This is a genomic window from Chryseobacterium sp. MFBS3-17 (assembly GCF_020687745.1).
GTDB lineage: Bacteria > Bacteroidota > Bacteroidia > Flavobacteriales > Weeksellaceae > Marnyiella.
Map to the genome: position 1 here is coordinate 20,858 of NZ_JAJEWK010000011.1, position 26,265 is coordinate 47,122.

Here is a 26,265-nt window from a genome sequence, read left to right on the forward strand (position 1 = left end):
GATGAAAATTCTGGTTTCTGCCTTCAGTAATCTGTATACCGATCAGCGTATCGAGAAAGTGTGCCGAACCCTGCACGAGAACGGATATCCGGTAGAACTTATCGGAAACGACTGGGGTGGTGCAGGCAAAATGGAACGTCCGTATCCTTATTTCAGAATCCGGCATAAGGCCGGCTCGCTGCGTATGGCTTATGCAGAATTTCAATGGAAACTGTACCGGGAGCTGATGAAGAGAGCAGATTCCGGAACGGTGCTGCTGGCCAATGATCTGGATGCATTGTTGCCCAATGTGCTCGTAGCCCGTAAATTAAAAATTCCACTGGTTTTTGACAGTCATGAGATTTTCACTGAAATGCCTGCCATTCAAGGGCGCTGGACTCAGAAAATATGGCGGCTTCTGGAGCAGAAACTTGTGCCGGGTATGCGGTACATGATGACCGAAAGTTACAGTTATGCCGGCTGGTTCAAAGAAAAGTATCAGGTGGATTGTGTGGTCATCCGAAATATTCCGAGAATCATCACGACACCGGTTGAAATTCCGGAGAATAAGACCAAGATTGTTCTGTACCAGGGCGTTATCAACCAGTCCCGGGGAATTGCCCAGGCCATCAAAGCCATGAAACAGGTAGATGGCGCCGTGCTCAAAATTGCGGGTGATGGCCCCAAAAGACAGGAATATGAAACGCTGGCCATAGAAGAAGGCATGGCAGACCGGGTCATCTTTACCGGAAAGCTGCATCCGGAAGACCTTCGGAAACTGACCTGCACTGCAGATGTGGGCTTAAGTATAGAAGAAAACGGTGGGGTGAGTTATTTATACTCCCTTCCGAATAAAGTTTCAGATTATATCCAATCACGGGTTCCGCTTGTCATGATTAATTTTCCTGAAATGATGAAGGTTTACCAGGATTTTAAAGTAGGAGAAATAGCCGAAAGTCATGATCCCGCACATCTGGCCCAAAAAATAAACACGGTGCTGCAGCACGGACGCCACTTTTATTTGCCTGAACTGGAAAAGGCTGCCGCCGTTTTGAACTGGGAGCATGAAGAACCCAAAATTTTAGCCTTATTCGAAAAGGTGAGAAAGGAAAACTTTCGCTAATTTTGCAGCATGACAATTAAAGAAAAACAGCAGGAAATTGTTGAAGAATTTGAGTTTTTGGACGATTGGGAGCAAAAATACGAGTATATTATCGATCTGGGTAAGGAACTGAAACCCCTTCCTGAGGATAAGAAAACCGATGATAACCTGATAAAGGGCTGCCAGTCCAAAGTTTGGATTGATGCGAGTTTCCGAGACGGTAAACTTTATTTTGATGCAGATTCTGATGGTATTTTACCCAAAGGAATTGTTTCACTGCTGGTTTCCATTTACAGCGGGCACACTACAGATGAAATTCTGGCTTCTGATTTCGGATTTATTTCTGAAATTGGCCTGCAGGAATTTCTCTCGCCATCACGGGCCAATGGTTTGATGGCCATGACCAAACAAATTAAATTCTATGCAGTCGCCTTTCAGCTAAAAGCATGACACGCATTCTGACATACCGTTTTTCGGCATTCGGCGATGTAGCTATGGCCGCCGTGGTAGTGCGCGAATTCTTGGCGCAGAATACGGATGCAGAAATAGTCATGGTCTCCCGCCAGCAGTTTGAACCTTTATTTCAGAATATTCCGCGGCTCATCTTCAAAGGGGTCGATTTAGATGATTTTAAGGGATTCTTTGGTTTGAAACGTCTGGCAAAAGAACTGCTCACAGAATTTCAGCCTACCTGCATTGCTGATCTTCATGATGTCATCAGAACCAAGATTTTAAGACGGATTTTTCGTGGTAAGGGCTATAGAGTTGCGGTAATTGATAAAGGGAAAGAGGAAAAAGAACACCTCACCGATATCTGGAACCTTGAAAAAACACCATTGAAACAAACCGTTGAGCGATATGCAGATGTCTTCCGGGAGTTGGGCTTCGCATTGACTCTGTCTCATCAGCTGACGCCGCAGCAGTCTCCAAAATCAGGGATTGGTTTTGCACCTTTTGCGCAGCACCACGGAAAAATGCTGCCGCTGGAAAAATCCTATGAACTGGCTTGTCTGCTCTCAGAAAAGTATAAAATCTTCTTTTTCGGTGGTGGTTCCCGGGAAAAGGAAGTACTGGAAAAATGGGAGCAGGAAATTCCCAATACGGAAAATCTTGCCGGAAAACTTACTTTAACAGAAGAATTGGATAAAATTGCCGGCTTGCAGGCCATGATTTCCATGGATTCTGCCAATATGCATCTGGCCAGTCTTGCGGGTACCCGTTGTATTTCCATTTGGGGATCAACCCACTATTTTGCGGGATTTCTGGGCTACGGACAAAGTACGGAAGATGTAGTCCATGTGAAAGATCTTACCTGCCGGCCTTGTTCGGTTTTCGGGGATAAGGAATGCTACCGTGGAGATTATGCCTGTCTGGTGGAACTTGATGTACAGAAAATAGCAGAAAAGCTGTAATCACTTAGAAAGTGATTCTGTAAGTTCCTGATGATGAGGTAGAGGCACGTTCTGCCTTCACATATTTTTTCACCCAAGATACAGAAGTAGATACTACGCAACCATCTGAAATGCCTCCGGACCGGCTGGCAGAAGTTACATTTCCTGCCTGATCTACCGTATAACTGATGCTGATGGTTCCCGAAGCCTTACAGTTGTGAACAGGCTGCGCACCGCCCCTGCCCATGGTTCCGGGAATAAAACCGACCAGTTTACGGTCTACCCCTATTCTGCTGTCGCCGTCACCATCTCCGCCCAGCGGGTCGCCTGCATTTCCGGTAGTTCCGTTCGTTCCCTGGCTTCCTGCTTTGGTTCCGCGGCCACGCAATAAATTGCCTACTGCGGCTGTACCCTTGCCGTCACCGCTGCCTTTTGTGGCATTGGCTGTAGTGGCTTTGCTACCGGTAGTTTTAGAAGTGGCGGTCTTTTTTGCTACAGGTTTTTCGGTGGTTTTGCTTATTTTGTCTACTTTGGCGGTAGTGTTTTTACTGTTGTTTCCGGTTATGATTTTCTCTCTCACCTCTGGTGCCGGAGTTTCTATTGCTGATTGCGACACCGGATCAGGATTTTGCAAATCCGAAAGGGCGGCCATAGAGCCTTCCTGCTCGGCAGGTTCTTCTAAGCCGTCACCATTTCTGTTGTCCCCGAAATTAATGAGCATGGCAGAGACCACTTCATTTTGAGCGGGAACCACGTGGGTTATTTTATAGAGAAAAACGAAAAGGAGCAGGGCAGCCCAAATCCCAAGAGTGATCATTCCGCTCTTGAATTTATCTTTTTGCTCTTCTCTTCTATTGATGCTGTAATAATCCATTTCAGAAAATTATTCTTCTCCTTTTGTGGTTGCAATTGCAATATTATACCGGTGCTTTTCTGCGATTTCCATTACAAAAACCACATCTTTGTGCAGGCTGTTCCTGTCTGCACGGATGGTAAAGGAAGGATTCTGCTGGTTTTGCAGACGGCCGTTGATGGCCGCTTCCAGTGCTTCACGGGTTACCGGATTGTCATCTACAAAATATGTTCCGTCTTCTTTAATGCTTACGGCAAGTTCGTTCGGAATATTGGGATTTTCTACCTCGCCTTTTGGCAGTTTTACGTCTATTGCACTGATGTTGGATGCCGCAGAAGTCACCATAAAAAATATCAACAAAAGCAGAATTACGTCTACCATTGCTGCCAGACTGAATTCGGGATTTGCTTTGTTTCTTCTTTTCAGATTCATAATTTAAGGCTTATTGATGATATCTAAGAAATCAGTGGACATGTTTTGAACTTTCAGTATAAATTTATCAATCTTGGTCAGCAGCAGGTTATAGAAAAAATTGGAGGGTATGGCTACTGCCAGACCGGTTGCCGTGTGTCCCAATGCGGTATAAATGCCTTCTGAAAGCGTGCTGGGAGAAAATGAACCTTCCATATTGGCCATATTGAAAAACGCCATAATAATTCCGATAACCGTTCCCAGAAGTCCCAGCATGGGCGCAATACTGGGGATGGACGCCAGCAGGTTCAGGTTTTTTTCCAGCAAAGAAACTTCAATTTGCCCCTGACTTTCCATAGCGCTTACAATGTCTGATACCGGTCTGCCAATGCGGGTAATTCCTTTGCCCAAAATTCTGGCCTCCGGCGTATTTTGTCTTTCACAATATTGTATGGCACTGTCCAGTTTACCGTCATTCAGCAGGTCATTCAGATTATTCATCATGTTCATGTCGTTGATTTTCAGCTGTCTGTTGATGTAGAATAATCTCTCCAGGAAAATGTACAATGAGAAAACCCCCAGGCAAAGCATGGTCACCATCACCACATTGGCAAACAGATTTCCATGGAACATAATCTTCCAGAAGGAAAATTCGTGGGTAGTTACTTCCGGAGCCACCGTTTGTGCCTGCAGTAACATGAAGTTTGAGAGTTCAATAAATATCATTAATATAAGGTTTGTTTGGGTTATAACGAGAATCGTAGTTGAATAGTATTGCAAAGCATACCATCCGGTCAATTATTTTTTTGTTTTGGTATTAGTCTTCGTCCACTTCAATCTGATCCGGGCGGAAGTGACATTTGAGTTTAAACGGAATCAGATCATCAGATCCGGTATAGAAATCATCTACATTCCCGGTCCAGCACAGTTGCAGTTCGCCTGCATCATCATGATCAAAACTCAGGTTACTGTCATAAAGATAAGCGTCTTCATCATCATACAGATCTATTTCCGTATAAATTTCGTCTTCGGTGTCCTCTACTTTGAAGTTTTGGGCCGAAAGTTCTGCGTCCGGAATGGGAAAATCGGAAACTTTAAGCAATAACTGGGGGAAATTGTAGTGCAGTGAATCGTCATCCACATGATCCAGAGAATCGTCTGTAATGATTTCTACTTCAAGGAAATGCTGACTGTTGATGTAAACCGCTTTGCAGTAAGTGCTTTGAATGTGATATTTAAGGGTTTCCTCAGGATGGTAGATTTTTAAAATCCCTTTCATTTCAATAAGAAAAAAGTATGTTAATTAATTGATTGTTAATCTGGTTTAACAAAGATAAAAAATAGATTCATTGCGCAAAATTTTTTATTTGTTTTTTAATTATCATTCCGGAAATTCACCATTGACCGGAAAAAAGAATAATTTTATCTTTTCCATAAAATCAAGTAATTTAGCCCTCATAAAAATTCATTATGAAAACTTTTTTTGTTAAAATTTTAGCCATAGCCTTCATCGCTGTAACCCTTGCCTCCTGCAAAAAGAAAGATGCGCCGCTTACCAAAGAATTTCAGATAAGTCTGGATTCCATTGCGGCCAATTACTATGAGCAATACCTGAAGCTTTACCCGCTGGAAGCCACTGCACAGGGAGATATGCGGTATAATGACCAGCTGCCGGTCAATATTGATAAGGATTTCATACACAGTGAAATCGCATTCTACAATTCCGTTATGGATCAGCTAAAAAAAATAGATTATGAACAACTTTCAGATGAAGATAAAACGGTGTATGATGTGCTGGAATATACCCTGAAGGACAAAACCGAAATGTATGTGTACAATCCTCAGCTGATCCCGTTCAATCAGTTCGGCGGTCTGCCACTCACCATGCCGCTGCTGGGGAGCGGGCAGGGTTCGCAGCCCTTCAAAACCGTAGAAGATTATGAAAACTGGCTGAAAAGAGCTGCCCAGTTTCCGCTTTGGATGGATACTGCTATTCAAAATTTCAAAGAAGGCATCGCAGCAAAGCATGTATTGCCGGAAAAACTGGTGGTGAAAATGATTCCGCAGATGAACGCTCCCGAAATCACAGCCGAAGATTATGAGAAGAATATATTCTACGGTCCGGTACTGAATTTTCCGGGTAGTTTTACCCCAAAGCAAAAAGAGAAACTTACCAAAGATTTTCAAACGCTGATTTCGGAGAAATTAATTCCGAGCTACAAGAAAATGGCAGATTTCCTGGAGCATGAATACCTGCCCAATGCCAGAAAAACCGATGGTATTGATGCCCTGCCAAAAGGTAAAGAAATTTACCAGTACTACGCGAAAAGCTGGACTACCACGCACCTCACTCCGGAGGAAATTAATAAGATTGGTCTGCAGGAGGTAGCCATGCTCAGAGCCGAAATGGAAAAAGTGAAACATCAGGTAGGATTCACCGGCACATTGGAAGAGTTTATCCGCTATGTGCAAACAGATCCGGCTGCAATGCCTTATAAGAGCAGCAAAGAGGTGCTGGATGCTTTTAATGCCGTACTCACAAAAATAACTCCGAAGCTGAAAACCATGTTCAGTCAGAATCCGAAAACGCCTTTTGAAATACGCCAGACCGAAAAATTCAGAGAAGCCACTGCCAGCGCAGAATACTATCCCGGTACGGCAGACGGATCCAGACCCGGAATTTTCTATATGCCTTTGCCGGATCCGTCACGGTTTAATGTGACCAGTGGTATGGAATCCCTCTTCCTGCACGAGGCCATTCCCGGACATCATTACCAGGTGGCACTGCAGCAGGAAAATACCAGCCTGCCCAAGTTCATGCGCTTCGGATGGTTTGGTGCTTACGGCGAAGGATGGGCACATTATTGCGAAACATTGGGTCCGGAACTGGGTTTATATACCGATCCATATCAGAAAATGGGGTATCTGAGTGATCAGATGCTGCGCGCAGTGCGACTGGTTATAGACACCGGCCTGCACGGCGGAACCATGACCCGTGAGGAAGCCATTACCTATTTTCTGAATAATATTTCTTATGATGAAGCTGCGGCAACTGCGGAAATAGAGCGCTATATGGCAATGCCGGGCCAGGCTTTGGGGTACAAGATTGGTTCTATCAGAATCCGGGAGCTGCGTACGCAGTATGAGAAAGAACTGGGCAGTAAATTCAAGCTGGCTGCATTTCATGACGAAGTCCTCAGCCAGGGCTGCCTCCCGCTGGATGTGCTGAACAGAAAGATGGAAAGTTGGGCGAAGCGTCAGTAACGACAATCATTAATCCGCCTCAGGCAGCGTTTCCGTCCCGGTGGGGCTGGTTGCCTGGGGCGTTTTTTCAAAAAGCATCCGGGTAATAAAATCTTTTTCGCCGTTGCCACGTGCCGGAGCATATTCTCTTCCGTAAAAGATAATCTGCAGATGCAGTTTATTCCACGTGTGTTCCGGAAATAATTTTTTCGCATCACGCTCGGTTTCTGTGACATTTTTTCCTGAGGTAAGTTTCCATCGGGTCATCAGCCGGTGTATATGGGTGTCCACCGGAAATGCGGGCACACCAAATGCCTGACTCATAACCACGGAGGCGGTTTTATGCCCCACGCCGGGCAGGGCTTCCAGTTCTTCGAAGGTTTGGGGTACAATCCCCTGGTGCCCTTCCAGCAGAAGTTCGGACATCCGTTTCAGGTTTTTGGCTTTTGTATTGGCTAATCCGATTTCTTTAATCAGTTCTTTAATTTCAAATACTTCCAGTTTTGCCATTCTTTGCGGGGTTCCCGCCACTGCAAAAAGATCAGGAGTTACCTGATTTACTTTTTTATCTGTGGTCTGGGCAGAAAGTGCCACGGCAACGAGCAGGGTAAAAGGATCCCGGTGATCCAGGGGAATGGGCGTGGCAGGATATAGTTTTTCAAGCGCTTCCATCACGGCAAGGGCCCTTTGCTTTTTTGTCATTTTAGCGTTAAATTTGAGCAAAATTACACATTATGTTACAAGCAGGCGATCAGCTTCCGGAGTTTGAATTGTTGAATCAGGACGGTAACGTCATTAAATCTTCAGATTTCGCCGGTAAAAAACTGGTGATATTCTTCTATCCCAAAGCCAGTACCCCGGGCTGCACTGCGCAGGCCTGTGATCTGAATGGCCATCTGGGAGAGCTTCAAAAGGCTGGATATACCCTGATCGGGATTTCTGCCGATCCGGTAAAAAGACAGAAGAATTTCCACACAAAATATGGTTTTCAGTACGATTTACTTTCAGATGAAAGCCATGAAGTACTGGAAAAATTCGGCGTTTGGCAACTCAAGAAATTTATGGGCCGGGAATTCATGGGCATTGTGCGTACCACCTTTATTTTTGATGAGAACGGAATATGTACACGCGTGATAGAGAAAGTGAAAACTAAAGAAGCTGCGGCGCAGGTTCTGGCAGATGCTTAGCGGCGTTTGCTCTGTATCTTCCGGATCCGGCGTTCCATTTTGTCCGTCATTTCCTTCTGAATTTTCTTCTGTTCCTCAGCTTTCAGACGGGCCTCTTCCATTTGTTTCTGGAGGGCGCTGTAGTGCGGGTTGTTTTCACATTCTTTGCCATACAGTTCAAAATATTTTCCCATGTCTGTTTCTCCGGTCACCGCACCGGTTTTTTTATCCACATTCAAGGCATAATGGTTGATTTCAAAAGGACAGTCCAGTGACATTACCTTCCCGGCATGTACGGTGTAGCTGGCTCCATTATCGGTATAATTTGCAGCTACATCCTGATATTCAAAATCGATTACATATCCTTTGGCCACGGCTGCCAGAGCAGCTTCCTGAGGATTGTCTATATCACCTATGAACGTCCGGAGACCCTCCGCATCCGTGATGTAGCGGGTTTGTCCACCTTTGGTATAGGCAATATAATAGTATCCGTGTTCGCGCTGATCAATAACAAAACCTGTAGCGCTGTTTTCGTACGCCGGCGGATTTTCCGGACGGATGACCGTGTTTTTACCATCAATATTCCGGATGACTGTCCAGCTGTCGGGGTTGCTGTTCGGAATAATGGCTTTCAGCAAATTCTCGGTATTGCTGAATAATTTTTTGCTTCCCTGTGCCAGAACCATGTGGCCGGCACAAAGGAAAATTACTAAAATATATTTCTTCATTTTATTTGATATTCAAAACGTTGCACATAGTCAGAACAAAAACTTGACCAACTTATTGCTTCCTCGCTTGAAGGTTTCAGATGAACTTATTTCCTTTTTTAAAGTTTTTCAGATCCTGTACATATTCCTTAATCAGCTGATCATGATCCCGCGGGCAAATCAGCAATGCTTTGTCGGTATCTACGATGATGTAGTTTTTCAGTCCGTCTATGATGGCGGCTTTGTTGCGGTTTTTCAGCCGAATCACATTCCCGCGGGAATTGTACGTCATAACGTATTTGGAATTCACCGCATTTTTTTGTTCATCCTTTGCCGCATTTTCATATACTGAGGTCCATGTTCCCAGGTCACTCCAGCCCAGATCTGCCGGAATTACATATACATTCCGTGCTTTTTCCATGATACCGTTATCAATAGATATTTTGGCCACTTTCGGGTAAATAAGCTCAATGCAGCGTACTTCCTTTCCGGAATTATATTCGCAGGAATTGAACTGCTCTACCATATCGGGCAGATGGTCTGCGAAAGCTTTCTGAATGGATTTGGTATTCCAGACAAAAATCCCTGCGTTCCAGAGAAAATCGCCGCTTTCCAGAAATGTCCGGGCAATTTCCAGACTGGGTTTTTCGGTGAAGGTTTTCACTTTGGCAGCTTCAGAATCTCCTTTGTCTATAAACTGAATGTAGCCATAACCGGTATCCGGTCTGGTGGGGGTGATGCCCAGTGTGATGAGGTAGTCATGGTCCGTGGCCAGATCCAGCGCATATTGTACTTTTTCCAGGAAAGTTTTTTCTTTCAGAATCAGATGGTCTGCCGGCAGGACGATGAGGTTGGCATCCGGATTGGTTTCCGCAATTTTATTGGCCATATAAAGGTTGCAGGCCGCGGTATTTTTCATCATAGGTTCGCCTACAATATTGTTTTCCGGGACTTCCGGCAACTGACTGCGGGAAACGTCCACATACTCTTTATTGGTGATGACGAAAATATTTTCTGCGGGAATAATCTGACTGATGCGGTCGTAGGTTTGCTGTATCATGGTACGTCCTGTGCCCAGAATGTCCTGAAACTGCTTTGGAAATTTCTGCGTACTCATGGGCCAGAATCTGCTTCCTACGCCTCCTGCCATTATAACGCAGTAATTGTTTGATTGTGACATATTTAACCTGTTTTTTCTACTCTGGCCATGGCTTTGAAAATGTATTTTTTGCCGGTCTCCAGATTGAGACAAATATAATTCTTTTTAAGTTTTTGTTCTATGATATATGTTTGCTTTTGGTAAATAAAGCGTTCTGCAGGCTGGGAGCCATCCAGAAATTCTGTGCAATCATCTTCCTCTTCTGTGTGGAAGTATTTTACCAGTTCAGGACTCGCGGTGAAATTGGCTTTGGGAGATCGGGCATGGCGCACAATAACGGGTCTCAGAGGTTCCTCATAGACTTCTATGCTTTCCAGCAGCAGGTTTCGGAACTGCGATTTCCACTCTGCCCCGTGCGGGGCTATTTCGGGTCCGAAATGTTTAAAGGCAAACAGATGAGCCAGTTCGTGGGTCAGAATAAAAAAGAATAAATCTTTATTCCGAATAAAATTGACGGTAATCTGGTGTCCTTTGCCCGGACGTTTGCTGTAATCACCCAGCTTGGATCGGCGGTTACGGGTGATTTTGATATGGATGGGAATACCGGTCAGCCACTTTCTGACATAGGGCATGGCGGATTCCGGCACGTATTCCTGCAAGGGTTCTAATGACATTTCAACAAAATTCCCGGCAAAATACGGATTTTCAATCTAATGTAATCGGAATTCCAGCGTAGAAATTAAGCAGTTTCAGGCTGAAAAGGTAGTTGTATTTGGATTGTGCCACAGATCCCCGCGCATTGGCAAAATTGTTCCGGGCTACATTCAGATCATAAATAGTGGTGCGGCCTGCATTGTAACTTTTCTCGGCGTAATCCATGGCTAAGGCAGAACTTTTTTCTGCTTCCACCGCCGCAAGGTAAGACTGATAGTTGGCTTCCGCATCAAACTGGGAACGCTGCACATTCTGCAGGACTTCCTGGCGTTGCATGGCCAGCGTATTACGGGCAATCTCCTGGTTGATTTTGGTCTGTTCTACCTGCAGACGGGTAATCCCTTTGTTAAAAACAGGGATATTTGCTGAAACGCCAATTTGCTGCCCGAAGGTATCGGCATACTGCTGAAAGAAGGTACGGTCATTCACAAGGCCGTTATTTTTCACCAGAGAGTTAAAGTATGAAGAACCTATGCCGGCACTGGCACTGATGGTGGGCCAGAAGGCGGTTTCCGCAATTTCAGTTTGGGTTTCGGCAGATTTGATGCGGCTTTCCGCAGCTTTTATCTGTGGCTGATTCTGAAATGCAATGTCAATGATATTTTCTGTGCTGTGCAACGGAGCCTGTGGACGCTGCTGAATGTCCACATCTTGTACATCAAAATTTTTATAATCTTCCAGCCGGAGCAATTGGGCCAGGTCAAAAAGACTTCTGGAAGTATTGATCTGCGCATTGTTCAGATTTTGTTTTTCGCGGGCCAGTGCTGCTTCTGCCTCGGCCAGTACGGTTTGCGGTGTGGTGCCTACGTCGGTGGTAATTTTGGCCCGGTCATACTGGCGGGTCGCATTTTGCAGGGCACTTTCAGCAATTTTTTCAATTTCCTTGTTCAGGAGGATTTGCAGATACTGCTGTGCTACCTGCAGCGATATGTCGTTTTTGATTTTTTCCAGATCATAATTGGCTGCTTCCAGGTCGTAGTTTGTTTTGCGTACGTTCTTTTCCAGCCGTCCATTATTAAACAGCAGCAGGTCTGCACCCAGATTGGCACTGTTGGTAAAATTATCATTGCGCTGTGTAGTCCCGAAATAATCTCTTCCTTCTCCGAAAGAGAAATTATTGTTAATGGAAGCAGAGACCGAAGGTAAATGTTCCCTTTTGGCAATCTGCAGATAATTTTCCTGAATTTTTTGATTGTACATGGAGCCTGCCACCTGCAGATTGTTTTGCAGAGCATACTCCACAGACTCCTGAAGGGTCCACTTTTTTTGTGCATTCAGACCAAAAAATGCAAGCCCGAAGATCAGAAACGACAGCTTTTTCATCGCTTATTTTTCTAATAAGACGCATCTGTAGTAAAATTGTTACATTTTTCTGCCCTGAAACTTTTACCGGTAGAAATCTTTTTCCAAATTTGCGGCATGACACAAGCGCAATATCAGGAAGCCTTGGAATGGCTGTTCGTACAGATGCCGAACTATCAGAAAGACGGTAAAAAAGCTTATAAGCCCGGCCTGGATAATATCCGTAAACTTTGCCATTATTTTGGAAATCCGCAGGATAAAATTCGGACCATACACGTAGGCGGGACCAATGGCAAGGGATCGGTGAGCAATATGCTGGCATCTGTGCTGCAGGAAGCCGGCTACAGTGTGGGCTTGTACAATTCTCCGCATTTGGTGGATTTTACAGAACGTATCCGGATTGACGGAAGTCAGTGCGACAAAGAGTTTGTGTTTGATTTTATTGAGAAACTGAAGGCTTTACCGGGAGATATACGACCCTCTTTTTTTGAATTTACCACCGTGATGGCATTTGAATATTTTTACCGGCATCAGGTGGATTTTGCCATTATTGAAGTAGGGTTAGGTGGCCGTCTGGATGCTACCAATATCATCAGGCCACTGGTCGCTGCCATCACGAATGTGGCACTGGATCATCAGGATATTCTGGGAGATACCATTGAAGCGATTGCCAGAGAGAAGGCAGGAATCATAAAGGAAGGTGTACCGGTGGTGTGCGGCGATGAAAGGGACGTTGTGAAATCAATCATCCGTGCCGTGGCAGAAACGCAACAAGCGGAGTATATAGATGCCACAGTTCTGGACGGAACTTTAGAGTCAGATTTAAAGGGACAATATCAGCATCAGAATAAAAAAGTGGTGGTAGGGTTGATGAATGCACTGCGGGAGCAGGGAGTTGAAATTCCGCTGGGAAGCCTGGAGGATGGATTAAAGAACGTTCAGAAGAACACCGGATTCATCGGCAGGTGGTATCAGTTTTCTGAGGAGCCACTGATTATTTGTGATACCGGACACAATCAGGCGGGTCTGGAGCAGGTTTTTGAGCAACTGAACGGGATACAGCGTTTCAAGCATATTGTTTTGGGATTTGTAAATGACAAGAAAATTGATGAGGTTTTGACGCTTCTCCCCCGGAATGCCGTGTATTATTTTGTAAAACCATTCATTAACCGGGGCAGAAGTCCACAGGAATATGAGGATTTGCTCAAAAAAGCAGAAATTAATTATGAAATTTTTCAGGATGTACAGTCAGGATATCTCTCTGCCTTACAAACGGTTAAAAATGATGAGATGATATTTATAGGCGGAAGCAACTTTGTAGTGGGAGATTTTTTGGAAAAAAATTTGGAGAAATAAAAAAAGCTTGTATATTTGCAACACCAAAATTTGGAAATCCAAACAGCGGCACAAGGGTTCTTAGCTCAGTTGGTTCAGAGCATCTGGTTTACACCCAGAGGGTCGGGGGTTCGAATCCCTCAGGACCCACACTTGTACAAATCTCTTCAGAAATGAGGAGGTTTTTTTTTGAAAATTTGGGGCAGTTAGCTCAGTTGGTTTAGAGCGTTGCGTTGACATCGCAGAGGTCACTGGTTCGAATCCTGTACTGCCCACATAAAAGGAAAATTTCAGAGAAATCTGAGATTTTTTTTTGTTTTATACTTTTGTGTAGAGTTAGCGGGGGGTCTCAAAAACTCACTTCTTCCATTCTGTATTTCTTAATAATCTTTTCATGCTTTAAAGGCATAAAAAGGGAACACCAATTATTTCCTTGGAACACCAATGTAAAACCTCATTAAAACACAAAAAAATGAATACTATTAAAATCTTATTTGTAATAGATAAGGCAAAATCTAATAAACTCGGATTTGCTCCTTTAAGATGTAGAATTACCTACTTAGGAGAGAGGAAACCTTTTGCTACGGGATTATTTATAAATCCTAATAATTGGAATGCTCAAAAGCAGAAAGCAATTCCACCAAATACAGACAATACGCAAATTAACACTCAACTAAGCCTGATTAAACAAGAAATTAATCAGGCTTTTTTATTTCTACAAGTTCAAGACAAGAATTTTAATGTTGAAGATATTTACAGACAATACAAAGGAGAAACTATCAAAGAAGAAAAATCCATAATGGAGATTTTTAACCTGCACATTGCAAAGCAGGAAAAACTTATTGGAATATCTACCTCCAAAGTATCAGTTGCAAAATTCTACCAAACCAAGAATCATGTAAAAAACTTCATTAAATGGAAATACAATAAGCAGGATTTCCTTTTGGTAGAAATGAAAATGTCTTTTATCACAGAATTTGAGTTTTACTTAAAAGCAGAAATGAAATTTGAGCAAAATACAATTCACAAGACTTTGCAGAGGTTTAAGCAGATTGTAAAAATTGCTGTGGGATTAGACTTTTTGGATAAAGACCCATTTCTTTTATTCAAGAATAAAAGACCTAAAAAACAGGTGGTTTTTCTAACTACAGAAGAATTACAAGCCATTGAGGAGCATAAATTTGCTACAATAAGGTTACAACAAGTAGCTGATATGTTTATATTTTGTTGTTATACAGGACTTGCTTACAAAGAAATGGCAGGATTGGTAAGGAAAGATATTTTCACAGGATTTGATGGTAAAAAATGGATTTCAGTATTTAGGGAGAAAACCAAGAAAATTTATGAAATACCAATATTACACAAAGCAGAGGAAATTTTGAAGAAATACCAAAATGAAGAAAAAGCACTTCCTAAAATCAGTAACCAAAGGTTCAATGCCTATCTAAAGGAAATTGCTGAAATTACAGGAATTGAGAAAAACCTTACTCATCATTTGGCAAGGAAAACTTTTGCTTCCACAATACTCCTTTATAATGATGTTCCAATGGAAATTGTATCTGAACTTTTAGGACATTCTGAAATGCAGACTACACAGAACCATTATGCTAAAGTGGTTAGAAAAAAGGTTAGTGAGCAGATGGAAAAGGTGAACTCCAAGTTGAAATAAAAAGGTGGGATTTATTCCCACCTCTCAATTTTCAATGTTGGCTCTGCACCAATATATTTTTTCAATATTTCTTTTAATTTTTGCTCAACATATTCCACATTATCTTCTGTTGTAATAATGGAATCATGGAGTGTAAATAATGGAATTTCTGGTCTTTCTTCTGTAATTATTTTGCAGGTTTTATGTAAAACCAGATCTGCTTCCAAATTCTGTAAAACAACAGCCAATGTTGGATGATGACCATTTTTAATGAACTTTAAAACCTCATAAACATTTGGAAATTGTTTTTGAAACAACTGGATGGATTTGATAAATTTTATTGAAGAATTTTTACTGAATAAGGTGCTAAAAGTTATTTCTTTGGCAGCTCCTTTAATTTCCGCAAGAGAAGTTTCCTCAATTTCACCATTTTCATTTAATATCTTTCCAAATTCTTCATAAAATCTTCCACTTGAAACAATTTCTTTAAATAATTGAACATCTGATTCTTTGGAAATTTTATCAATCAAAACTCCAAGCATAATAATAAGAGAACTATCAGATTCCAGGATTGGATGGGCTTGGATTATTCTATCCTGCATATCATTTCTATCATACCCCTCTTTACTTAGTAAAGCTTGTAATAAATAGGGTTGGGAATTGGTTATATCAACAGCACAGAGTGTCTTTCCATCAAATTTGATAAATTTTCTTAAGTTGGATTTGAGTTGGGTTAAATAAGTATGCAATCTTCCTGCTGTCTTATCTACAAAGAATAATTTTTGATTGTCTCTGTATAATTTTTCAATGGGATAAAGCCTACTGTTCAACCTCAAATGTGGGTAAGCAATGTCTGGATTTTTTAAGTCCTTTCTGTATTCTTCCATCAAATAATTTGTTGCACCTTCAATATCAATGGTCAATTTTCCAAAAAACCAACTTTTCAAATATTCCAATTGATATGAAATTTCAAAATCTTGATGATCCCTCAAATAAGTGATGTTCTTGATTAAAGGCCACGAAGTAATTTCAACTGGTTTTAAAATACTTCTGTATGCTTCTCTAAATCTTAATCCTGCTGAAACCACACCATTTGTATAACTACTTTCCTCTACAATTTTATGTTCTTTCAGATAATTGATGTAATCCCTGTAATTCTTGATGATTGAACCCAAAATACTTTTATTAATGGGTGTAAATCCTGAATAATTTTCAATGGATTTCTTCTTTCTGGAAGGCAAAGAATAAATCAAATCCAAAATGTAAACAAATCTATCCCTTTTATAACTGAATTGAGGAGGATTTTGGTTCAAAATCTTGTCAATATCCAATTTTTCAGGTAAATAAAGGACAAGTTTTGGGATAAATGGATAGCCACCTTTAGTTTTTTCTACAAGTGATGCTTCTGCACTTGGGCTATTCTGCGTATTTAAGTGGGCTGTAGAAGCAGTTCCCACTGAATGACTTTGTGCCATTACCCCCTCTCGAGAAGGAGCTGTGCCTTTGGGGTGTTATACCCAAGAGGTGCTTACAAATTAAGCAAGTGGCATCAATAATTTGATACTACAAAATTACAAAAAAAATAGCACTTTTCCAAAAACTCCCAGAAGTTTTTTCAGTTATATTTCATTGATTTTCAAAATATTATTTCAGATTTTTCTGAAATATTTATCACATTTTTATTAACTTTTAAAACCTAAAAATTTTATGCAATTAAGACAATCAGAACGAAAACAAGCCAAAATCAAGATGGCTCTGCAAGGAAGTGCAGGAAGTGGAAAAACTTATTCTTCACTACTCCTAGCCAAAGGAATTACAGGAGGAAATTTATCCAAAGTAGCTGTTATTGACACAGAATATGGAAGTGCAGATTTGTATGCCCATTTGGGCAATTACAACGTACTTTCATTAGCACCACCTTTTACACCAGAAAACTACATTAAAGCTATTGATCTCTGTGAAAGTGAAGGAATGGAAGTCATTATTTTAGACAGTATTTCCCATTGTTGGGATGAATTATTGGATTTTCATTCTAAATTGGCAGGCAACTCATTTACCAATTGGGCAAAAGTTACACCTCGCCAAAAATCATTTGTAGATAAAATCCTACAAACCGATGCTCATGTAATAGCCACGATGAGAACCAAACAGGATTATGTACTGAACCAAAAAGATGGAAAGTTTATTCCTGAAAAAGTAGGGCTTAAATCTGTCCAAAGAGATGGTTTGGATTATGAATTCACTTTGGTTTTTGATGTAGATATTAAGCACTTCGCAGTATCAAGTAAGGACAGGACAGGTTTATTTATGGGAAAACCAGAATTTATAATTTCTGAAAACACTGGAAAGGAGATATTAGATTGGTGCAGTACAGGAACTAGTGGTTTAGATGAACAAAAAGAGGCTATAACCCCTCAAAACCCTGCTACAAATCAAAATCCCAACCCAACTTCAAGAAATGGAAATTTGCCACAAATTGACCCACAAGAAGCCTTTGAATGTCCTGAAAATGAAGAATCCTTTGCTCCAAGTCAAGATTTATCAGAAACTACAGAAAAAGAGGTTTTTGAAGCTATTGGAAAATGTAATACCGTACAAGAATTATATGCATTGTATAAACAATTTCCACAATTTCAGCAGAGTTTGAAGGTGGATTTTGAAGCCAAAAAATCCCTGCTCATCAATTTAACTAATCCAAAAAACTTTTCACAAAATGGAAAATCAAGAATTCAGTAAAACTCCCAACATAATAGAAGAACATACTATCCATAACACCCTGCGAATTAGAAGCGTAGCAGAAACAATGCCTCAACATCAACAGGACAAGAAATCTTTACGGGATATTTTCCTTGATGGTGAAGTTGATTTTATGGATATAGAAGATGCAGAAGTATTTTATCCCAGTAAAATGAATGAAATACAATCAGAATCCACCCTAACTCATCTAGTATTACAGGAGGTTGAACAAAAAGAAGTTCAACCTTTTTTATTGGAAAAAACTGGAAGTAGTCCTGTCATTTTATTAGACTATAAGAAGGAGTCCAAAGAAAAACCTTTTATTGTTGCTAATACTGAAGAAGTAGAATTAGAGCATTTGAAAAATGATTGCATTATTCCTGTATTTAGCAAAGACAATGAAAAAACCATTGCCCACCAGGAATTTATTGATGTAGTGTATGGTGCAGTTTCGGAGTTGTTTCCTTACCAAAGTATTGCAGATCCAGAGATTAGAGTTTCGCATCAAATTAAAGGCAGAACACCTGATGCCATCCATTTAAATGCAAAAGATTTATTAGAACATCAGAAGACCATTTATTATGAAAGAATGGCATTTCTGATTAAAATCCCCAGTATTACGCATTTTGTAAATGGAAATGAAATTTCACTTTGTGTAGGTGGCGTAAGAAGTTACAATCAGGAAAACCTATATTCCAAAAAAGCATTGGAAAAGTTTAAATTCTTCATTGGATTTCAGAATTGGGTTTGCATGAATATGTGCATTAATACAGATGGGTTTTTAGAAAATCTGCGAGTTTCAAATGCAAGTGAACTTCAAACTAAAGTTTTAGATGTAATGCAAAATTATAATGCAGAACTACATTTAATGGAAATGAAAGAGCTTTCTCAGGATTATTTATCAGAACATCAGTTTGCACAACTCATTGGTAGAAGCAGGCTATATCAACATTTACCAAAATCTGAAAAACTCAGAATTCCTGAACTGAATTTTAATGACAGCCATATCAACACTATGGCTAAAGATTATTATGAAGACCAGAATTTCTCTAGAATGGAAGATGGTAGGATTAACCTTTGGAGTGTGTTTAATCTGTTTACACAAGCTAATAAATCCTCTTATATAGACACTTTCCTGGACAGGAATCTGAATGCTTTTGAATTTTCTAAAGGTCTTCAGAAAGCTCTCAATGGTAATTCAGATTATCATTGGTTTTTGAGTTAGAGGATACCCACTTCAAATATGAAGTGGGTTCTATTTTAACTTTTGCTGTAACTTTTCTTTGTAAGCTTTAATATTAGATTCATTATAATATCTGATGAAAACATTTGCTAGGACAAAAACATTAAATACTGAATAAAGACCAGTAATGACCCATCTTAATATAATATTTTTCTTAAATATTTCTAAGTTTTCATAAAACTCTATGAGGTTCCAATTAGAAAAAAATCCTAAAATCAATAGAAATGCCACAAATAGCAGTAGAGAAAACAAAAGCATATATACTGATTTAATTTGCCACTTTTTAACTTCGCTATTTATTTTTTCCCATTCTAACTGTTTTTTTAGCTCCTGAACCTCATCTTGTAAAACTAGGTTTTCCTTACCGAGTAAATTGGAATTTAAGCTATATTCATCAACTTTCTTATCAAAGACTTTTATTTTTTTCTCTAATTTAGTATATAGTGCAGCTAGTTTATTATTTTTATTTTTTTCAATTAATTCTTGTTTGTCAGACTCTTCTTTAATTCTCTTTACAAATTCTATTTTATTATCTTCTGATGCAATTTCATTTAATTCTTGCACATTCTTAATTTGGCTATTTGTAATTCTAGTTGCTAAATTTAATATGTCTTTTTCTGTTATATCTTCACCACTGTATTTAAATATATTATCTTCTAATTCCTTTATTACTGCTGATTTTGGAATAGAAGAATTGAGTGAAATCGAAATCATAGAATTTAGTCCAATTTCGGCAAACTCATCCTCATTTAATTCTTTCTTTATCTCGGGGTTAGATAACCATAAAACACTTAGCAGTTCATCTGCCCTTATACTTTCTGAAATAAATTCCTTTTGATATATACCTTCGTTCGTGTCGATATTATTAATCGAATTATTTACAAACCAGCATTTTGCTTGTTCAAATTTGGTTACCTTTTTTCCTCTCTTTTCTTTTACATATAGTAATGCCGTAGCATCATGCAATGCTGAAACCTTATTTAATCTAACCTCCTTCAAAGATTTGTACTCCTCAGTTTGTTTTGCTTTGCTTCTCATATTATCTTGAATAAATAATATGAAGAAACCCATTTTGTTTAATGTGTCCTGAATATTATCTGCAATTCTTTCCAAGTCAACTTTGTTCAAACCTCTTCTTTCACAAGCATTTAATATATCCTCCGGATTTACATATTTTATTAGAGTTGAATTATTAATATTTTCCGCTTTTTTGTAAAGTAATTGTTGAATTTCTTTTATGGTGTCATTCATTAAAGAAATTTTATATCCTCTTCTCCTACTTAATTCAATGACCTTCTCACAAGTTTTTGTGGATTCGGTTGTATTTAAATCCATTAAACTAATCACGAAATTTGTATCTAGTAAAAGTTCAACTTCGTCTTTATATTCACTTATTTCAAATTCTAAATAAGTAGAAATTAGAGATCCTAAATATATATTTTTTATCAAGTCGAAAATATTGGGAATATTTTTGAAATAGTCAATAAATTTTGCCTCTATGACACCATTCTTTGTATTTTCAACTTTTAGATCGCTATTAAGGTGCTTCAGTAAAGATTTTTTATTTTTATCAATATATTCAACAATGGAAAACTCTGTTTTATATTCATTAATTTGACAAAATTCTTTGAATAAATTATTCAACTCAAAGATTTCTTTTGACTTCTCCTGATAAAGCTGCTCGTATTCGTAGAAATAATATTTTTTTATTTGGTAAGAATGATCACTGTACAATTTGAAATTCTCTTCACCAGAAACATTTTCTTCTGCCTGAATTTTTGCTAGGATCTTACTTAAAACTGGAATTGGTATTTCGAGAGAGAACATAGCGGTTATTTCATCAGAAATTTCAATAATAGATTTTCCAGCTTTGATACCTTTTGTATTAAGTGAGTTTAATGCTCTTTTTGCTAAAGGTAAAAAGTAGTCAATTGGTCCTTCAACAAAAGTTCCTGAATTTCTTATATGGGATAGCAAACTATAAGTAGTTGCTTTTTTTTGATTATCTGTCATTATGATGTTTATTGCAATAGCTATTTTTAGTTGTTAATTCACATAACCTTAAATAATTCCATAAAATTCTATTATTATTCACCTCTCCATCTGAAGGCTTTCCTGTAACCTTTATTTTCAGCCTCCTCAACAGTTAGAACATTCTCACCACCATTGAGAACATTTTGGGTGATGTCATATTTCTGGTCGAATGGAAGATGATAAATATAGGTTGGTAAACCATATTCATCTTTACCTATATTACACTTTATCCGTGGGTAATTTTTGTTATAAGGTATTGTCAATACCTCAATCCTCAGGGCTTCCGCAAATTCTAAGGCAGTGGATGATAATTCTGTTGTAGTTATAAAGACAGGCTTAAAATCTTCATTAAAAGGAATCCCAATATCCTCGAACAAAGAGCCTTTTGATTTATATTTATTTACTTCCCATTTATCTAAATAATATTTCATGGAAGTTCCAAAAAGCTGGTTTATAGCATTTTCATGAATGTTTTTTGTCTTACTCCAGTTTTTGCACTGAATTAGTAATGTCTCCTTTCCCTTCTTACAAATCAAATCAATACCTAAATCAGCTAAACCTTTTTTTATACCATGATATTGCACTTTGTAACCTTGTTGCTCATAAATATAACCAATATATCTTTCATAATCTTGACCAACTGCAGATTTGCTCATTTTTCTATTAACATATCTGTCTAAAGCTATTTGTAAAATTTCAGTTCGACTTAACTGTATTTGTTCAGTCTGTTTAACTAAGAGGTCAATTTTATCAGTCGTGTCTACTTCTACATCATCTAAATATTTATCTTCACTTGTAATGTCAACAATTTCTTCTACATCTGGAATTAAACTCTCGATTTGACTAAGTTGCTGTTCAAGATCAAGAACTTTTCTTCTTAGTACCTTATTTTCTTTTGCAAACTCCTTCTGAGCTTCAAAACATTTTGTAGCGTATCTTCCTTTCGGATACACAATGCTTTTTTCATCTAGTAGGAAATAAAAATCAGCATATTTATCTTTTAACCACTCAACTGAAGTGAAAACGTTTTCATAAACACCTTTCAATTCTTCCTTATCATTATTGATTCCTTCTTTAAGCCTAATTAAACTTTCTTTTTCATTGATTATATTTTTTTCCGTAGTTATAAGTTTTTGATTTATAGCAACAAATTCCTCTTTAAGCGTTAAAAGTTCTTGAAGTCTATTATTTAATCTATTACTAAAAAACTTCATGGTATTTATTTATAATTTTTGAGATTAGATTTCTGTTTATCAATTTCTTGTTCATATTGATACTCCAGATTCTTTATATGTTTGCGATTAATCAAACAATCTAAGTAATATATAAGCTCACGCATAATAAATTTGAAATTAACTATCATAAGAAAAGATCCAATAAGTAAAATAGCACCCGTCATGGTAGCTACCCAAGCATTAGAAAATTCAATTCCAAATGTTTGCAGTCTAGAGTTAAGCCAATTACCAAATATATAAGCAACGGCAATAAATATTGCACCTCCAAATATTAAAGCAAAACAGCCTTCTTCGTCCCTACTATAACTCATAATTATTGTTTTTCAATTAATTCAATTTCCTCCTCACTCAATCCATAAAGCTCATAGACCATCTGATCTATTTCTTTATCTGTACTAGCTATTTTGGATTGAATTTCTAATGCTTTGCTTTTTTCCTGATCAAAATAATCTGCCCATTCTGCTTCTTCTGAAAGGGTGAGTTTTATTTTTTGTTTTGCCAGTTCTCTTATGTACTCTGGATAGGAGAGTTTGTACCATTCTAACAATTTTTTTGATTTAATAACATCATTAAATCTTCTGGATATAGACTGCAAAAATTTATATATTATGTTGTCCAACTGTTCATTTAAGAGTAACATAAGACTTGCCTTTTCAGAAATTCTAGTGTTGCCACTTTTCTTTATCGGGACGTTTTTTATGGAGGTCAGTGATATCCTTGGAAATAAATTTTGTTTACTCTTTTCAGAGGTGTTATTGATATAGAAACCCATAAGTCTAGAGTTTAGAATTGCTAGTAGTTCAAGCTTAAAATCTTCATCAGTTTTTACCAAAATTACAGCTTTATTGCCTACACTTATGTCCTTGGACAGTGTGCAAAGTAAATTAGCCTTGCTAGGAATTTCCCTAACCATGATAGTATTTGTACTAATAAAATTTTTAGCAGGTTTATTATAATTCCATTCACCATATGAAACATACTCTTTGGTTGGTGCTAACCTATATCTCCCTATCATACTACCTCCAACTTCTGGAATATAAGTTTGGTTTTTTTTCTCGAGAGAATGGTAAATTCTGTTTTTTATCTGTTCTTGTGTATGAATAGAATTGTGATAGACTTGTAACCCTATTGTATATTCAGCAATTTGGTAAAGTGGTGTAGAGTTGTTTTTAATCTTTTTAATTATCCCAAAATATTCTGATTCTTCTAGTATTTCAAACTTTTCAAGATTATCTTGTACTTCATATGAATTTGTATTTAATGCCTTTGCGAGAGTCTCAGGAGATGGATTTTTTGATAAATCAGTTATAAATTCTACGTTTTTTCGCTGATTGAAATTTTTAGAAAGTATAAAAATTGCTGTGTTGACACCTGCAGTTTCAAATACCATCCCCTTAAATGTTAAGATTTGAATAATTGCTGTTTTAGATTTTATAAAAGCACGTAGTTTTTGCGAAGAAGGAATTGTTAAAAAAGAACTTGGTGTTATAAATGAAAGATAGCCTGCATCATTTAGTAAGTTTATGCTTTTTTCTATAAATATTCTATATAAATCAGGTTTGCCCTCTATAGTTGAGAAATTTGCTGTTAGGAATTTTTTTACACCAGGTTGAAGTTGCTGTTGAACATATGGCGGATTCCCAATCACAACATCAAAACCACCTTTGGCAAATACTTGTGGGAATTCTTTTTCCCACTTAAAAGCTTTCTCACCCGCAATCTCAGGATCATCAATTAAGGAATTCCCGCACTTGATATTATCATTTAAACTGTTAAGCTTTCTGTTAGGTTCTGCTGTCCTAAGCCACAGAGAAAGTTTGGCTATTTCTACAGATTCCTCATTAAGATCTACTCCAAATAAATTATTCTCTAAAATACTCTCAGAATGGTAGGTAAAGGTGAAAGATGAGCCTGTAAGTTTTGTTTCCAATTCATCAACATAATTATGCTCTGTGATCAAGAAATTGAGTGCTTCATTTAAAAATGCCCCGGAACCACATGCAGGATCTACAATAGTAAGTTGATGTAGCCAATCTCTATAAGTATTCAATCTACCAAGAAGGTTTTCCTTAGTTTTTAGCTGTCTTTTTTTATCTGTGAAGTATTCCTCTTCAATGATGCCAATATCTAATTTTTTCTCTTCACAAAGCTTTCCAACTGTATTTTCAACAATGTATTTGGTAATATATTTTGGGGTGTAAAAGACACCATCCTTCTTCCTCTTTGTTTTAGTTTTATCTATTTCCTGTCCCTCTAATTGAGCTTTGATTTCATCAATTTCATTCAGGGAATTTTCAAAAATATGTCCAAGAATATTTACATCTACTTCACTGGCAAAATCATATTCTGAAAGCTTAGAAGCATGCTTAAAAAGCAGATCATCATCTATTGTAATTGAATCCAGAATTTCATCAGGTTTAAAAAGACCACCATTATATGCAAAGACATCATGGTGTTTACCTTTAAAACCAGTATTAAGGTATCCAAAATATTTTTTGAATCTGTGATATAACGGGACATATTCATCCAGGTCCCGTAGTTTTTCCCATTGCTGTAAAATTAGCCTTACAGAGTTTGGTGGAAGTAAACCCCTGTCTTCTCCAAAAAACAGGAAAAGCAATCTATCTAAAAGCTTCTGAGATTTCTGGAAAAGTTCCAGTGCATCATACTGAGGATTTTGAGCAGTAAGATTTTGGAATAATTCTCTTTTAAAAACAGAATAGTCTTTGTACAGTTTTTTAGTTATTGCATCTTCTTGGCTTAAGGATTCATCCTTAATTTTTCCAGGAATATTCTGCTGAATGTTTTCATATGCTAGACACAAATAAAGCAAGTTAAACTGCTCCTGATCAAGCTCAAACAGATTAAATTCAATATGTTCAATTGCATTGTCTATGTAGAGTCTCAACTTCTCAAAATTGGAAGTGATGACATATTTACAGTTCAGCTGGTTATTCTTATATCCAAATGCCTGATCCTCAATTTTTGATAGATCTGTTGTATTGGTTCCCTTAAGTTCAATAATTCCAACTACATTATCACCAATAATAATTGCACCATCAGCTTTTTTACTGTCTTTTACATTTTTATATTCTGTGGTAAGATTAAAGTTTGGAGTTGGGTTTTTGGTATAGCCCAACACATTAACAAACAGGTCAATTAAAAACTCACCCTGATATTGTTCTTCCTTGGAATTTCTAATATTTTCCTGAATGGTGGGGTTGTGAAAGTGCTCACGAAATACCTCCCACTTTTGGGAAATTGTTTCTGGATTTTGAGTTTTTAAGTATTTGGTGATTACTGTTTTTTGGAATAGTGACATAGTTGTATTTTAGAATAGAGAATTCTGCTGAGTTAAATTAGTTGCTTCCAGTTCTGCTTCATAATTTGGAAAAGCAAAATCTTCTAATGGTATATCATCTAGCCATCTATATTGAACCTGTTTATTGAGTAAAATAGGCATTCTTTGTTTGGTATTATGAATTTCAGACATCAGTTCATTGGCTTGTGTTGTAACTACAGTTACTGTTGGTATTTCTTTGCCTGTTTCTGGGTCTTTCCAAATATTATATAGACCACCTAAAGCAAAAATAGGTTGGTCTTTTACCTTTATCAGGTATTGCTCCTTATTTTTTCCCTTTTCATCAAGCCATTGCCATTCGTGAAATCCATTGACCAAAATTAAACACCTTTGATTTACAGAGTTTTTATAGCTTTTCAGTTCATCAGCAGTTTCAATTCTTGCATTAAGAGTTTTCTTTTGAAAATCCCTGTTTTTTGACCAAAAAGGTATTAATCCCCATTCAGCAGGAATAATATGGTCTGTATGTGAGTCCTTAATGATAGGAACTCTAGGATTTGCAAAACCATTAATTCTGAACTCTCTGTGATATGGTTCTCCAACATATTCAGCTCCAAAATATTCTTCAAGTTCTTGGGCTTCTGAAAGAAGTGAAATATAGTTACACACAATAAAAATTAAAGATATAAAAATAGTAAAATTACTCCAGTTGCTTCCTTAAATTCTGAATATCCTTTTGCAGGTTATCCAAAACATCCTTAAGGTT

Annotated in this window: 24 protein-coding genes and 2 tRNA genes; 11 read left to right on the plus strand and 15 right to left on the minus strand. The window is 38.2% G+C overall.

What is annotated here, in order from left to right; translation table 11 throughout:
* Nucleotide 1 precedes the first annotated feature (1 nt).
* Genes LKO26_RS09350 through LKO26_RS09360 form a run of 3 tightly spaced genes read left to right on the plus strand, consistent with a single transcriptional unit; the run spans nucleotide 2 to nucleotide 2,493 of the window.
* On the plus strand, nucleotides 2-1,102 hold the full coding sequence (locus tag LKO26_RS09350) for a glycosyltransferase (protein ID WP_227587779.1): 1,101 nt from the start codon (nucleotides 2-4) through the stop codon (nucleotides 1,100-1,102).
* A gap of 9 nt (nucleotides 1,103-1,111) precedes the next feature.
* Nucleotides 1,112-1,531 carry a SufE family protein gene (locus LKO26_RS09355; RefSeq protein WP_227587594.1) on the plus strand — a complete coding sequence of 140 codons (420 nt, stop codon included), beginning with the start codon at nucleotides 1,112-1,114 and terminating at the stop codon, nucleotides 1,529-1,531.
* Nucleotides 1,528-2,493, plus strand: a complete 966-nt coding sequence (locus tag LKO26_RS09360) for a glycosyltransferase family 9 protein (RefSeq protein ID WP_227587595.1) — start codon at nucleotides 1,528-1,530, stop codon at nucleotides 2,491-2,493. The genes LKO26_RS09355 and LKO26_RS09360 overlap by 4 nt, the downstream gene beginning before the upstream one ends.
* A 4-nt stretch (nucleotides 2,494-2,497) precedes the next feature.
* On the opposite strand, the gene LKO26_RS09365 is transcribed toward LKO26_RS09360, so the two are convergent.
* The 4 genes from LKO26_RS09365 to LKO26_RS09380 form a co-directional block, all read right to left on the minus strand.
* A complete protein-coding gene (locus LKO26_RS09365) occupies nucleotides 2,498-3,346 on the minus strand; it encodes a ferric siderophore ABC transporter substrate-binding protein (RefSeq protein WP_227587596.1) in 849 nt (282 codons plus the stop codon).
* Between the two features lie 9 nt (nucleotides 3,347-3,355).
* Nucleotides 3,356-3,757: an ExbD/TolR family protein gene (locus LKO26_RS09370; protein ID WP_227587597.1), complete on the minus strand. Its 402-nt coding sequence runs from the start codon at nucleotides 3,755-3,757 to the stop codon at nucleotides 3,356-3,358.
* Between the two features lie 3 nt (nucleotides 3,758-3,760).
* Complete coding sequence (locus LKO26_RS09375; protein ID WP_227587598.1) at nucleotides 3,761-4,462, minus strand: MotA/TolQ/ExbB proton channel family protein; 702 nt, start codon at nucleotides 4,460-4,462, stop codon at nucleotides 3,761-3,763.
* 91 nt (nucleotides 4,463-4,553) lie between these two features.
* Complete coding sequence (locus tag LKO26_RS09380; RefSeq protein ID WP_227587599.1) at nucleotides 4,554-5,015, minus strand: hypothetical protein; 462 nt, start codon at nucleotides 5,013-5,015, stop codon at nucleotides 4,554-4,556.
* A gap of 191 nt (nucleotides 5,016-5,206) precedes the next feature.
* On the opposite strand from LKO26_RS09380, the gene LKO26_RS09385 reads away from it, so the two are divergent.
* Nucleotides 5,207-7,000: a DUF885 domain-containing protein gene (locus LKO26_RS09385; protein WP_227587600.1), complete on the plus strand. Its 1,794-nt coding sequence runs from the start codon at nucleotides 5,207-5,209 to the stop codon at nucleotides 6,998-7,000.
* Between the two features lie 9 nt (nucleotides 7,001-7,009).
* Here the strand turns inward: LKO26_RS09385 and nth are convergent, their stop codons facing one another.
* A complete protein-coding gene (gene nth / locus LKO26_RS09390) occupies nucleotides 7,010-7,681 on the minus strand; it encodes an endonuclease III (protein ID WP_227587601.1) in 672 nt (223 codons plus the stop codon).
* Nucleotides 7,682-7,713: 32 nt separating this feature from the next.
* Between nth and bcp the strand changes: the two genes are divergently transcribed.
* Nucleotides 7,714-8,166, plus strand: a complete 453-nt coding sequence (gene bcp / locus LKO26_RS09395) for a thioredoxin-dependent thiol peroxidase (protein WP_227587602.1) — start codon at nucleotides 7,714-7,716, stop codon at nucleotides 8,164-8,166.
* Here the strand turns inward: bcp and LKO26_RS09400 are convergent.
* The 4 genes from LKO26_RS09400 to LKO26_RS09415 form a co-directional block, all read right to left on the minus strand.
* Nucleotides 8,163-8,873, minus strand: coding sequence for a hypothetical protein (locus LKO26_RS09400; RefSeq protein ID WP_227587603.1), 711 nt, complete (start codon nucleotides 8,871-8,873; stop codon nucleotides 8,163-8,165). The genes bcp and LKO26_RS09400 overlap by 4 nt on opposite strands.
* A gap of 76 nt (nucleotides 8,874-8,949) precedes the next feature.
* A complete protein-coding gene (locus tag LKO26_RS09405) occupies nucleotides 8,950-10,032 on the minus strand; it encodes a mannose-1-phosphate guanylyltransferase (protein ID WP_227587604.1) in 1,083 nt (360 codons plus the stop codon).
* 2 nt (nucleotides 10,033-10,034) lie between these two features.
* A complete protein-coding gene (locus tag LKO26_RS09410) occupies nucleotides 10,035-10,625 on the minus strand; it encodes a transcription elongation protein SprT (protein ID WP_227587605.1) in 591 nt (196 codons plus the stop codon).
* 31 nt (nucleotides 10,626-10,656) lie between these two features.
* The gene (locus LKO26_RS09415) at nucleotides 10,657-11,988 is read right to left on the minus strand and encodes a TolC family protein (RefSeq protein ID WP_227587606.1); all 1,332 of its coding nucleotides are present in this window, start codon (nucleotides 11,986-11,988) and stop codon (nucleotides 10,657-10,659) included.
* Nucleotides 11,989-12,084: 96 nt separating this feature from the next.
* Between LKO26_RS09415 and LKO26_RS09420 the strand changes: the two genes are divergently transcribed.
* The 4 genes from LKO26_RS09420 to LKO26_RS09435 all read left to right on the plus strand — a co-directional run bounded on the left by LKO26_RS09420 (nucleotide 12,085) and on the right by LKO26_RS09435 (nucleotide 14,971).
* On the plus strand, nucleotides 12,085-13,323 hold the full coding sequence (locus tag LKO26_RS09420) for a bifunctional folylpolyglutamate synthase/dihydrofolate synthase (protein ID WP_227587607.1): 1,239 nt from the start codon (nucleotides 12,085-12,087) through the stop codon (nucleotides 13,321-13,323).
* Between the two features lie 54 nt (nucleotides 13,324-13,377).
* A tRNA-Val gene (locus tag LKO26_RS09425) sits at nucleotides 13,378-13,452 on the plus strand.
* A 50-nt stretch (nucleotides 13,453-13,502) separates the two neighbouring features.
* Nucleotides 13,503-13,577: transfer RNA gene (locus LKO26_RS09430), tRNA-Val, on the plus strand.
* Between the two features lie 197 nt (nucleotides 13,578-13,774).
* Nucleotides 13,775-14,971: a site-specific integrase gene (locus tag LKO26_RS09435; protein ID WP_227587608.1), complete on the plus strand. Its 1,197-nt coding sequence runs from the start codon at nucleotides 13,775-13,777 to the stop codon at nucleotides 14,969-14,971.
* Between the two features lie 11 nt (nucleotides 14,972-14,982).
* Here LKO26_RS09435 and LKO26_RS09440 read toward each other — a convergent pair whose 3' ends face one another.
* On the minus strand, nucleotides 14,983-16,407 hold the full coding sequence (locus tag LKO26_RS09440) for a hypothetical protein (protein WP_227587609.1): 1,425 nt from the start codon (nucleotides 16,405-16,407) through the stop codon (nucleotides 14,983-14,985).
* A gap of 250 nt (nucleotides 16,408-16,657) precedes the next feature.
* Here LKO26_RS09440 and LKO26_RS09445 point away from each other — a divergent pair, with 250 nt between their 5' ends.
* Both LKO26_RS09445 and LKO26_RS09450 read left to right on the plus strand, forming a co-directional pair.
* Complete coding sequence (locus LKO26_RS09445; RefSeq protein ID WP_227587610.1) at nucleotides 16,658-17,686, plus strand: AAA family ATPase; 1,029 nt, start codon at nucleotides 16,658-16,660, stop codon at nucleotides 17,684-17,686.
* A gap of 67 nt (nucleotides 17,687-17,753) precedes the next feature.
* On the plus strand, nucleotides 17,754-18,911 hold the full coding sequence (locus tag LKO26_RS09450; RefSeq protein ID WP_317206383.1) for a DUF3871 family protein: 1,158 nt from the start codon (nucleotides 17,754-17,756) through the stop codon (nucleotides 18,909-18,911).
* Nucleotides 18,912-18,941: 30 nt separating this feature from the next.
* Here LKO26_RS09450 and LKO26_RS09455 read toward each other — a convergent pair whose 3' ends face one another.
* The 5 genes from LKO26_RS09455 to LKO26_RS09475 form a co-directional block, all read right to left on the minus strand.
* On the minus strand, nucleotides 18,942-20,942 hold the full coding sequence (locus LKO26_RS09455) for a hypothetical protein (RefSeq protein WP_227587612.1): 2,001 nt from the start codon (nucleotides 20,940-20,942) through the stop codon (nucleotides 18,942-18,944).
* Between the two features lie 74 nt (nucleotides 20,943-21,016).
* Nucleotides 21,017-22,177 (minus strand): restriction endonuclease, encoded by a 1,161-nt coding sequence (locus LKO26_RS09460; protein WP_227587613.1) that lies wholly within the window; start codon nucleotides 22,175-22,177, stop codon nucleotides 21,017-21,019.
* Between the two features lie 5 nt (nucleotides 22,178-22,182).
* A complete protein-coding gene (locus tag LKO26_RS09465; RefSeq protein WP_227587614.1) occupies nucleotides 22,183-22,509 on the minus strand; it encodes a hypothetical protein in 327 nt (108 codons plus the stop codon).
* Between the two features lie 2 nt (nucleotides 22,510-22,511).
* Nucleotides 22,512-25,520, minus strand: coding sequence for an Eco57I restriction-modification methylase domain-containing protein (locus tag LKO26_RS09470; RefSeq protein WP_227587615.1), 3,009 nt, complete (start codon nucleotides 25,518-25,520; stop codon nucleotides 22,512-22,514).
* A 9-nt stretch (nucleotides 25,521-25,529) separates the two neighbouring features.
* Nucleotides 25,530-26,168 carry an SOS response-associated peptidase gene (locus tag LKO26_RS09475; RefSeq protein ID WP_227587616.1) on the minus strand — a complete coding sequence of 213 codons (639 nt, stop codon included), beginning with the start codon at nucleotides 26,166-26,168 and terminating at the stop codon, nucleotides 25,530-25,532.
* Nucleotides 26,169-26,265: the final 97 nt, after the last annotated feature.

Bases quoted from the DNA above. Each gene is read 5' to 3' on its own strand.
- LKO26_RS09350 (WP_227587779.1), top strand. From the start codon at position 2: ATGAAAATTCTGGTTTCTGCCTTCAGTAATCTGTATACCGATCAGCGT.
- LKO26_RS09355 (WP_227587594.1), top strand. From the start codon at position 1,112: ATGACAATTAAAGAAAAACAGCAGGAAATTGTTGAAGAATTTGAGTTT.
- LKO26_RS09360 (WP_227587595.1), top strand. From the start codon at position 1,528: ATGACACGCATTCTGACATACCGTTTTTCGGCATTCGGCGATGTAGCT.
- LKO26_RS09365 (WP_227587596.1), bottom strand. From the start codon at position 3,346: ATGGATTATTACAGCATCAATAGAAGAGAAGAGCAAAAAGATAAATTC.
- LKO26_RS09370 (WP_227587597.1), bottom strand. From the start codon at position 3,757: ATGAATCTGAAAAGAAGAAACAAAGCAAATCCCGAATTCAGTCTGGCA.
- LKO26_RS09375 (WP_227587598.1), bottom strand. From the start codon at position 4,462: ATGATATTTATTGAACTCTCAAACTTCATGTTACTGCAGGCACAAACG.
- LKO26_RS09380 (WP_227587599.1), bottom strand. From the start codon at position 5,015: ATGAAAGGGATTTTAAAAATCTACCATCCTGAGGAAACCCTTAAATAT.
- LKO26_RS09385 (WP_227587600.1), top strand. From the start codon at position 5,207: ATGAAAACTTTTTTTGTTAAAATTTTAGCCATAGCCTTCATCGCTGTA.
- nth (WP_227587601.1), bottom strand. From the start codon at position 7,681: ATGACAAAAAAGCAAAGGGCCCTTGCCGTGATGGAAGCGCTTGAAAAA.
- bcp (WP_227587602.1), top strand. From the start codon at position 7,714: ATGTTACAAGCAGGCGATCAGCTTCCGGAGTTTGAATTGTTGAATCAG.
- LKO26_RS09400 (WP_227587603.1), bottom strand. From the start codon at position 8,873: ATGAAGAAATATATTTTAGTAATTTTCCTTTGTGCCGGCCACATGGTT.
- LKO26_RS09405 (WP_227587604.1), bottom strand. From the start codon at position 10,032: ATGTCACAATCAAACAATTACTGCGTTATAATGGCAGGAGGCGTAGGA.
- LKO26_RS09410 (WP_227587605.1), bottom strand. From the start codon at position 10,625: ATGTCATTAGAACCCTTGCAGGAATACGTGCCGGAATCCGCCATGCCC.
- LKO26_RS09415 (WP_227587606.1), bottom strand. From the start codon at position 11,988: ATGAAAAAGCTGTCGTTTCTGATCTTCGGGCTTGCATTTTTTGGTCTG.
- LKO26_RS09420 (WP_227587607.1), top strand. From the start codon at position 12,085: ATGACACAAGCGCAATATCAGGAAGCCTTGGAATGGCTGTTCGTACAG.
- LKO26_RS09435 (WP_227587608.1), top strand. From the start codon at position 13,775: ATGAATACTATTAAAATCTTATTTGTAATAGATAAGGCAAAATCTAAT.
- LKO26_RS09445 (WP_227587610.1), top strand. From the start codon at position 16,658: ATGCAATTAAGACAATCAGAACGAAAACAAGCCAAAATCAAGATGGCT.
- LKO26_RS09450 (WP_317206383.1), top strand. From the start codon at position 17,754: ATGCCTCAACATCAACAGGACAAGAAATCTTTACGGGATATTTTCCTT.
- LKO26_RS09455 (WP_227587612.1), bottom strand. From the start codon at position 20,942: ATGACAGATAATCAAAAAAAAGCAACTACTTATAGTTTGCTATCCCAT.
- LKO26_RS09460 (WP_227587613.1), bottom strand. From the start codon at position 22,177: ATGAAGTTTTTTAGTAATAGATTAAATAATAGACTTCAAGAACTTTTA.
- LKO26_RS09465 (WP_227587614.1), bottom strand. From the start codon at position 22,509: ATGAGTTATAGTAGGGACGAAGAAGGCTGTTTTGCTTTAATATTTGGA.
- LKO26_RS09470 (WP_227587615.1), bottom strand. From the start codon at position 25,520: ATGTCACTATTCCAAAAAACAGTAATCACCAAATACTTAAAAACTCAA.